The sequence below is a fragment of the Paenibacillus sp. FSL H7-0331 genome (assembly GCF_001956045.1).
Map to the genome: position 1 here is coordinate 1 of NZ_MRTH01000086.1, position 9628 is coordinate 9628.

Consider the following 9628-nt stretch of genomic DNA (forward strand, 5'->3'; position numbering starts at 1 on the left):
CAGCCTTGGGTGTAACAACGATCGGCAATGGAGTGAGCAAGATCGCAGATGGCGTCCATAATTTTTCATCTGAGGGGACGGGTGATGGTAGACTAAAACCCACAAAACTATCTTCTGAAAAAATCCAACTGGATTGGTTACCAGATAAATATACTGCTGTAGAAGTAAAAGGATCTGTTAAAGTGGCAGGAAAAGATGTAGATGTATCAAGAAGAGTGTACCAAATCGAGATTGATAAAAACTATGTGCCGAAAGATCCGGCCGCAGGCGGACTAACTAATAAGGAACTAATGTCGAAAGGGAAATCTCCCTATGTTGTAAAAGACGGAGTGGAGAGTAAATTTGAACTGCAACATTTGATTCAAAAAGAGTCAGGAGGTATGGTTGAAATAGCTGAATCTACCCACGATAAGTACAGCAGTCAATTACATGGTTTGGTAGAGGATGGAAATAGCTTCAGGAATGATCCGTTGCTTGAAAAACAGTATAATAATTTTAGAAGCAATTACTGGAAAATGCGTGCAAATGAAGAATAGAAAAGAGGGATACCATGAATCAGAAAATAATAAAAATGATCGAAGAACATGGTGAAGAAAGGGATTTTTTCGGAGGAGCATCAGAGGAAGATATTCTTAATGCTGAAGAAATGCTTGGTTTAAAGTTTCCTCAAAGTTACCGAGAATTTCTAAAAGAATATGGCTCAGGAGGAATATGTGGTGTTGAAATCGTAGGCGTTCAGGGAAATCTTGGGGCGTCTGTAGTAAAGGCGACTGAAAGATGGAGAAACATAGGGTTAGATATGGGGCTAATTGTGATTGAAGATTCAGGAGAATTTGTTCGATGTATGTACTCCGCTGATGTTAATGACGAAAGAGTATTTAGTTGTATTAGGGGGGGGGAGAACTTTCCGTCCGCTATGATACCTTTGATGATTATACAATAGATATGTTTCAAGAAGGTATTGATAACTTATAAATATGATGGTCTTGCCAGTCCCCTAGTATATCATGTGGGGGGCTACCCAGTGCCGAATGAACCCACAACTTAACCAATAACACATATAACCTATGTAACACCCGTATAAAGATTTCGTCATTTTGTTTGTACGCACATAAATGCTTGAATAGTACAACCTAAAAATCGTTACTCCGTTACATCTAACAGGTCGATTATGGTCAGATACTATCATGATTGACCTGTTTTTTGTTATCTTCGTTTTCTTACGGTTTTTTCAAAATCTTATGCAACTGTAGAATACGCCGCCCCGATCGGGAGAGTGAAAGGAGAAATCCGCAACTTCAAAGCGACATAGCCCGACCACTATAGGACAGGGACTAGAATATCTATTTTGCTCCGTAACAATCTGGACATAAGATGCGATAGTTATTGTGCAAGTCAATAAATCTGGTGACGACCAGTCAACATAAAATGGCATAAAACAGGTAAGGATACGTTTCGGGCTAGCCGCCTTCCCTACTACATAGCCGCCGAGTGGCGGAATAACAGCACAAGAAGGAAGGTATTGCATATGAAGACGAAGTACAACGACTTCTGGTTGGTTAAGAATAACAAAGCCGCTAATGCGTACATGGACGAAGTTGCCAAGGAGAGCAACTTTACAGGACATCACAAAGGATATACCATCCTGCCGCATAAAATCCATCAGTGTTATGGTTTAAGTCCGTATGAGAAACTGATTCTTGTTGACCTAGTTGCTTATATGAGCGACCAGAGCCAGTGCTATTGGCAAATTATAGATTCGAAGGTGGGGTAGATGCTCTGCCGGAGGGGCTAAAACCTTGAGGAGGCTTAACATGAAAAAGGAAGGATTCGTATCTCTGTGGGTAGGGAATGTTCAAACCACCCATGAGTTGGATAGATTGCTCGCTGTTTCTTATTCTGATGAAGGAGATTTTGTTCCTTCGATATTTGCTAAACACTTTGAGATTCGTAGATATGACGATGCTGTTAGAGAAGCAGAATATTATGAAGAGGCGAGTAATGACCTGAATCAAATACTTGAAGGATTCTCTTATGATGATGAAATTGCCCCGAGATTTGATACGCTAGTGCAGGAAGAATTGCCAAATGATATTAATGCAGTAGTTTTACTTTATAACTTTAAGTATACTGGGGAAATTGTCGAAGCTACAATTCAATCGAATTACCTGAGATTCTTAGGAACGGTAGAATATCAATAATGGGGGCTACCCAGTGCCGAATAAATCCATCATTCAATAATACACTCAACTCATGTAATACCTGTATAAAGATTTAGTCATTTCGTTAGTACTCACACAAAATGCTTGAAAAGTATTACCTAAATATTTTTTTGCAAAGATGGATGAAAACCATTTCAGAGATCAGGAGAGGACTTACGATAATGAATCAATAGTCCTATTTGAATGTAAAAGACTATCGACCATAATAGGTGGATAAAAGAAAATTATGGAATTATAGATAAAAAACAGGTATTTAGACTCAAAATAAGAAGCCTATAATTTGTTTATCCCTATACGGAAAGTTATAACTTTATAACGAGGTGTAGGCCATATCCTCCCTAGCTCCACAAAACCCGCAATTCTAAAAGGAGACCTTACGGATGATCAAAAGAATCGTAACCAGTACTCTTGTAACAGCTGGGCTCTTCGCAAGTCTGGGCGTCGTTCAGGCCAAAGAAAGCAGGTTTCAAGATATCAACCATCATTGGGGCCAGTCGGTTATCGAAAAAGCCGTTACGCAAGCCTATATAGATGGTTACTCGGATGGTACCTTCAAGCCGGATGCAGCTGTCAGCCGGGCTGAGTTTATTAAAATGCTGATGGCCGCGATAGGTCAGCAGCTTACGTCGGAATCTGGAGAATGGTACGAGCCCTATACGAAGGCGGCGACCCAATCAGGAGTGCATCGGGATATGGATTTCACCCAGGATATGAACGGAGAGATCAGCAGGCTGGAAATCGTGCGTTTGATCACTCGTGCTACCAACATAGAACTGCGAAATCCTGCAATCACGGTAGAGGATCCGGCACTTGTATATAGCGCAGCGAAGAAAGGCTTAATACAAGGATTGGAAGGGGGACGAATCGGACTGAGTGAATCGACAACACGCGCACAGGCGGTCATGGTGATCGATCGTGTACTGCGATTGAAAGACGGTGGGGTTTTGCCTGTTGATAAGGGGGCTATTCAGTTAACCGATCTTTCCTTGACGGGTACCAATTTCATGAGTGTCTTGGGCCAACCAGCATCCAGAAAGTTTCCTGTTGAGTATCGGATCGGGGAGGTAGGGCTCACTATCGAGGAAATTACGGTGATCGATGGCAATGATCCTACAACCCCCTTTGCCTCTGAGATACAGGAACAGAATGTATCGGGAAGTTACGCATTTTCTTTTAAATTGTCATGGGATCTGAGGAAGCTGCAGCAAGATCTGCAAGTAGCAGATTACTTTCGTATGGATGAGCTTATACCAGGTTCGGTTCAAGGATCAGGTCCAGAGTTTGTGACTTACGAAGATTCAGGAATCACCCGAACGAAGCTGATTGTGAGTGTCGACAAAGAACAGTTGAAGGAGTATCTATTAAAAGGTGGTTGGAATTACGCGATTGGGGGAAAGGAATATCCTTTGTTTTATGAACAATCCTGAATTAATTTAACAAAAAAAATGGAGGGAATACTTATGAAACTAATCAAATCGATTAAAATGGTTACTTTGCTAGCAAGCATTACGGCTTTCGTTCCTCTTGCCTCAACACAAGCAGCGGCAGCTGTTCACTTCACGGATACAAACGGACATTGGGCCGAGTCGGATATCCGACTTGCTGTATCCAAAGGATACGTAGATGGGTACGTGGATGAAACCTTCAAACCGAATAATTCGATCACCCGAGCCGAGTTTGTAAAAATGCTGGTAACGGGTCTAGCCTTTCAAACTGATCCTGCCAATAGTGAGTACTGGCACAGCAAGTTCTTAGCATCGGCTCAAGCGAATGGTTTAATCACCAAAGATGAAACGGGTTCTGATTCAGACCTAAATCGGAATATCCTTCGTGATGAAATGGCCAAAATTGCTGTTAGAGGAACAGGTGCAACTACAAATGAAGAAAATAAGTGGATGTATTTAGCAACAAGTAAAGGAATCATTACCGGATTGAATGAAAGCGGTGAATTAGGCATGGACAAGCCTACAACCCGAGCTGAGGCAATTACCGTCATCGAACGTATTTTGAAAATTAAGTCAGGAACGGTATTGCCTGCGGATAAATACGCAACGTCAGAAGCAGAAATTGCTTGGCATCGGACGAATGTATATTCGATGGCACCTGAGTATTTTGGTAGCGCTAAGAAGTATAATGGTGTTCCGCGGGAACAGGTATTTCCTTGGGATGAAATTCGATATGAAAGCAAATTAGGCATGTCTGAGGTTGAAAAGTATATTGTGATTGATATGGATGATCCGCGTGATCCGAACAAGAAATACTTGCAGGACAATATGCGTTGGAATAAGGCAGTTGGAAAGACACGTACACCTATAGCGGAAATTCCATCGAATTCCTATGTTTTCCTCTCTTTTAATCATGTAATACGATATGAGACACCTAAAATAAATGGTTTTCAAATATCAACATTATATCTCCATATGTTTAATAATGGTAATGATGACAGTGTAGATAGTGATGGTAACTTAATAAATATTGCTGGACTCGCGCCTTATGTGAGTAATGGCCTTGGATATTACTATCAAGGAGGTATCCTTCATTTTGAGGAAGGAGAAAGTGAGGCTCGTCTAATTACAGGTCAAATAGGTCCTAAAAAGCCTTTACTTACAAAAGATAGAAGTACATCCATCTACAAAAGCAATGCTAGGTCACTTGGTGAACAATATGGTTTAGGTATTTATGATTCTGAATTTGATGCTTCCTTGGGAGGCAAATAATGAACAAAAAGTTTTATAGTTATTTTATGGTAGCTATTACCTTTTTGAATCTGATACTTACATTTCCCAATATATCCGAAGCAGCCGAATTAACTCCTGCTGATGTCGTTTATTCATCACCTGTACACCAAGCAAGTCCAAGCGATGAATTTTTGTTTTCAAATTCTAGCACAATGAATATTCAGGATGTGACCATAGATTCAACAGATCCTATTACTAAAGTAGAGTTAAAGGATGCTTCTGGTAATGTTCATGGGACACTGGTTAACGCGGGAGGGAATAAATATCGCTTAAGCTCTCCTTTAACTGCTGAACGCATTGAGGTGGTAAGTTCTCTTTCCTTAGAATTAGGAAAGGGACCCTTCCAGTGGTTCCGTGACCCTGGGAATAGGCGAGTATGGATGTACGACTATGATGAACCGCCAGCTGTGGGAGAAGATCCGCTAACGGTTACACAAACCAATAGGCATTATTTGAGGAATCCAGATATTGTACCTCAACCTTCACAAGTTTCTTGTGATTACACAGTAAGACCTATCGAAAATTTGTCTCCATTCCCTACTACATTTCCAGACAACAGGCCTTGTAACCAAGCAACCACAACACGATCTGGAAACTTAAGTATGCCAGCCGCGTTCGACTTCAATTATGGAGCTATTAAAATACCCAGAAACTATGTATCCGGTTTTAATTTACAGGAAGAAGATCTAGAATTTACTCCAGATGCTACAATGAGTCTTCGAAAACGTAATATCACAAATACAAAAATCATGCCTATCAATCAATCTACATTCGGCTATCGATTCGATTATACAATAACGTTCGATACGGTTTATGACAATTTAATATCCGATGATTCAAACGGAATAGTTATTGAATGGTTTGACAACTGGACCATCAAAGTTCGTGGAAATACCTACAAATACCCTAAATTAAAAGCCTATGCTACTACAGGTCCACCAGCAACTAATCCTGACCTTACAGTTAATTCTCTTACAGGACCAGGTTGTATTGAATCAAACGTATCAGCTCACTTCAAATACACCATAGAAAACAAATACGTCGCTGTTTCTAAAGGGTTCAAAACATCCATAAGTGTTGACGGAATTTCGATAGCAACCCATGACTTTCCTACCGGGATTGGGATTACGACACTCACTGGTGAGTTTGATTACACCTTTTCGGCAAATACGATGAAAAGTATAACTATATTTGTGGATAGTAATGACGATATTAATGAGGGATCTAACAATAATAACAACAGCCTAACAGTAAATTTTACAGCAGTTAATCATTGTATGGAAGAATCACCCGACTTGGTCGTAGAATTATCGGTTCGCTTTCCTGTTATTGAATGGAAGGATATGAATATCTTCGAAGTGGATATAAAAAATCCTAATAATTCCACTTGTACACCGGTAGAGGGCAGGTTTGCCATTGAACAAGGTACTAAGGCCTATCAGTACCCCTATCGCCCGGTATCCGGTATGACGGACGATATCCCATTTGCTTGGAATGGGACGAAGTATCCGGGAGACATGGCCGCTGGCAACGTCAAAGTGTATTACGCCCTTCTTGACAGCTGCGGGAAAACAGCCTATGCCGGTCCCAAGTCGTTTGAAATTATTAAAACGGCAGGTGCGCCCACTGTATCGTTAGCTTGGTACGATACATCCACGAATCAAGAGGTAATCGAGGTTGTTCAAGGCGCAAATGTCTACTTAAAGCCTACGATCTCAGATAGTCGCAATGAAAAAGTTACGCGGCTATGGAACTTTAACAACGGTTCTCCTTGGGTAGCAGGTTTACCATTAGCTCAAGGCTGGTCTAGCCCGCTAAATGCAGCTCAGTACAATAACATAACGGCGTCTGAAAAAGGATCGCATAAAGTATGTGTTACAGGCACGAATGAGTCTGGTGTCAGCGCTACAGGTTGTTCAATCTTGTATGTTATAGGGCCGGAACCGACAGCTGTAATCGATGTTAGTGGTTGGCTAAAGGAAGATCGACGTATCCAGCTATCCGGTGAACGTAGCAGCAGTCCTAAGCATTCTACATTAACCTATGCGTGGTCAATCAATCCAGTAGCGGGCGAGACACAAGGAACCTTGGCAGACTTGACTTATATCAATCCCTTAACAGGCAAACTGAAAGATTTTAAAACCTCGAAGCTTGGTCAGTATAAAATATCTCTTATCGTCACAGATACCGAAGGCTTAACGGGCGAGGCAGTTGAAATCATCGATGTGGCACCAGATCTGGACCCGATTGCTAGCAACACAGCGAACAGCAGGGCTACGCGAGAACTATCCGACGGAGGGCTCGCCACCTATACAATAGAGGGTACCGTGATGTCGATTGACCAGGATATTATCAGCAAACGTTTCTGGTATTTTAGTTACGATGCTAACAACGATAAATCATTCAATGATGCGGAAACGACAACCGCCATTGACGAAGACGCATTAATTATAGGCTGGGAGTATACGTATATGGCAGGGTCCGAACCACTTATCGTAACCAAAACAAATGCACATATCCTCACCTTGAAAGGTAAGCATGTGGGAGGCTATCAGTGGAGACTCCAAGGCATTGAAATTCCCGGACAACCTACGGATCTCAGATATTAAAATAAATCAGCAGAGTGGCATAGATCCACTCTGCTGAGGCAAATGAGGGAATAAAGAGTTGAGATTTAAAAAATCCAAAAACATTACTATATCTCTGTTATTGATTATATCCCTTTTTACTTTAGTATTTAATGACAACGTAGCTTACAGCCAAAAAATTGTAAATACCGTTGGAAGTGGAGATACGATCAATGATAATCCGGAAGCCACTTTTACAGCTACAGGCATAGCCACAGAGCCTATGCCAATCAATGTAACTCCTTTTCCAGCGTCCGACTTTATGAGCTGGACGAACACCAGCCTAGATAAATCTTGGATCAACAATGGATGGTTTGCATCAGCCGATGGTCGATTAATAAGCGCTAGGATGGGCAATGGAGTGCATAGTAAATTCTCCTTGCCGATAGGAGCCGAAAATATGGATCTTGATCCAAAGGAGATTAAATTACCTTACGGTGGGGCCGCGCCTTACCATTATTTGGGTCAAGGAGAATATGTAAGTAGCGCGACATTTGCAGATACGAATTATGGTAAGCATTATCTACTAGGAGATACGCACGATCCAATACTACTGAGCCCCTTTGCAGTTAATGGTAGCGCTCCAGTGATGTATGTGCGCAAAGATTTAGGAGAAATTATGTTCCGAACTATAGTTTCGCCTAGAAATACAGGTGGGAGTAGATATCAATATAATGAATATTGGTGGAGGTACCGAATTGATGATCTTCTTGCATTAAGAGCATCGGCATCGGCATCTGGAAGTTTTTTGATAGAAATCGATTCAGGTAGACCATCTTATACGGGCGCACGAGGAACATTTAGTAATGGGGATGAGCTTGGTCGCTATGCCCGTATGCGGTTTAATTCAGATTTTAAGGAAATTAATCTTACTACCAGGACAATTAAATCGTTTAAGCCTGACAATATGGCTACCCCCTATAAGACAGAATCATTTGACAATATTCCTGCCGAGCCCAGATCAAATCCCGGTAACACGTCACAGAATGGCTATATCGCGTATCTACCTGACGGCTTGGATCAAATTTTAGGAACATCAAGTGGGGCTAAGCGAAGTGTTGATGATGAGGATATCGGGTATTGGGCACCAGCTGGAGATCCGAAAGGCAACTATTATACTTTAAGCAGAATTAACAATAAACCCCACTTAATTAGATGGGATGCTGAAACTGGATTTCCTTCTATTGTTAAACAAATTGTAGCTCATGATTATATCAATGGATTTACCGGAGGCGGAGTATCAGCTGATCAAAAATATGTTGGTTTATCCTATTGTTGGCCTTATGACTCTGAATATGAGACACCTGCTGGTTGTAATTACTACTACGAAAATTTGAGTACAAGTGCGGTAACGACAACCAAGCCTTCAGATTTCTTCGAATGGTCGGAAGGCACAAGTACCTCTGATGGTTACAAAGATTATACAACCTATAAGAACGGCTATGGAACACACCGGATTACTGGCAAGACGATTGACCTTCTTTCCGGGGTTGAAATTAATCCACAACCTCGTAGCAATCAACTACCTACTAGCAGCACAAGGTATATTGGAGGTTCCACGACTAAAGCTGGAGTCGAATATTCGATTTCCTACGGATACAAGCCAAGCACTGGACAATCCCCATACAGCAACGAACCTATTACATTCGGCCAACTGTTCAATCCTTCGTCTCAACAGGTGCTCAACGGTACGATTTCATGGACGATGAAGTTTGCCAAGCTGGACGGTCCTGATTATCACGCGGGTATGGGATTCCGAATTCAAAATCACCAAAATATGTATAGAGTCGAAGTATATAAAGACAATGTACAGCTGTTTCGTATCGTAAACGGCAGGAAAACTTTGATTTCTCCACCAGTGAGTCACATCTTAACGACTGAACAGCAGATTTCGTACAAAATTAAAATAACAGGCTCACACATCAAGGTCTATGAGAGAAATGGACTCATTATCGATGCGGTAGATAACACGTTTACATCCGGTACGCTTGGTCCGTATTCAACAGCCGATAATACCGAATTTAAAGGCATAAGTTACATG

General features: G+C 41.4%; 8 protein-coding genes. All 8 read left to right on the top strand.

Going from position 1 to position 9628, the window contains the following annotated elements; genetic code table 11:
* Positions 1 to 536, top strand: a 536-nt coding sequence (locus BK127_RS40990) for an HNH/ENDO VII family nuclease (RefSeq protein ID WP_179097814.1), incomplete at its 5' end; no start/stop codon positions are given.
* Between the two features lie 14 nt (positions 537 to 550).
* Positions 551 to 943: an SMI1/KNR4 family protein gene (locus tag BK127_RS40995; protein WP_256711691.1), complete on the top strand. Its 393-nt coding sequence runs from the start codon at positions 551 to 553 to the stop codon at positions 941 to 943.
* Between the two features lie 585 nt (positions 944 to 1528).
* Positions 1529 to 1774 carry a hypothetical protein gene (locus BK127_RS41000; protein WP_179097815.1) on the top strand — a complete coding sequence of 82 codons (246 nt, stop codon included), beginning with the start codon at positions 1529 to 1531 and terminating at the stop codon, positions 1772 to 1774.
* Between the two features lie 40 nt (positions 1775 to 1814).
* Complete coding sequence (locus BK127_RS41005) at positions 1815 to 2201, top strand: immunity 22 family protein (RefSeq protein ID WP_076238404.1); 387 nt, start codon at positions 1815 to 1817, stop codon at positions 2199 to 2201.
* Positions 2202 to 2602: 401 nt separating this feature from the next.
* Complete coding sequence (locus BK127_RS41010; protein WP_076238405.1) at positions 2603 to 3649, top strand: S-layer homology domain-containing protein; 1047 nt, start codon at positions 2603 to 2605, stop codon at positions 3647 to 3649.
* A 33-nt stretch (positions 3650 to 3682) separates the two neighbouring features.
* Positions 3683 to 4939, top strand: coding sequence for an S-layer homology domain-containing protein (locus BK127_RS41015; RefSeq protein WP_076238406.1), 1257 nt, complete (start codon positions 3683 to 3685; stop codon positions 4937 to 4939).
* Positions 4939 to 7569 (top strand): CARDB domain-containing protein, encoded by a 2631-nt coding sequence (locus tag BK127_RS41020; protein WP_076238407.1) that lies wholly within the window; start codon positions 4939 to 4941, stop codon positions 7567 to 7569. The genes BK127_RS41015 and BK127_RS41020 overlap by 1 nt, the downstream gene beginning before the upstream one ends.
* A 58-nt stretch (positions 7570 to 7627) precedes the next feature.
* Positions 7628 to 9628: hypothetical protein (locus tag BK127_RS41025; protein ID WP_144026723.1), on the top strand; the 2001-nt coding region annotated here is incomplete at its 3' end.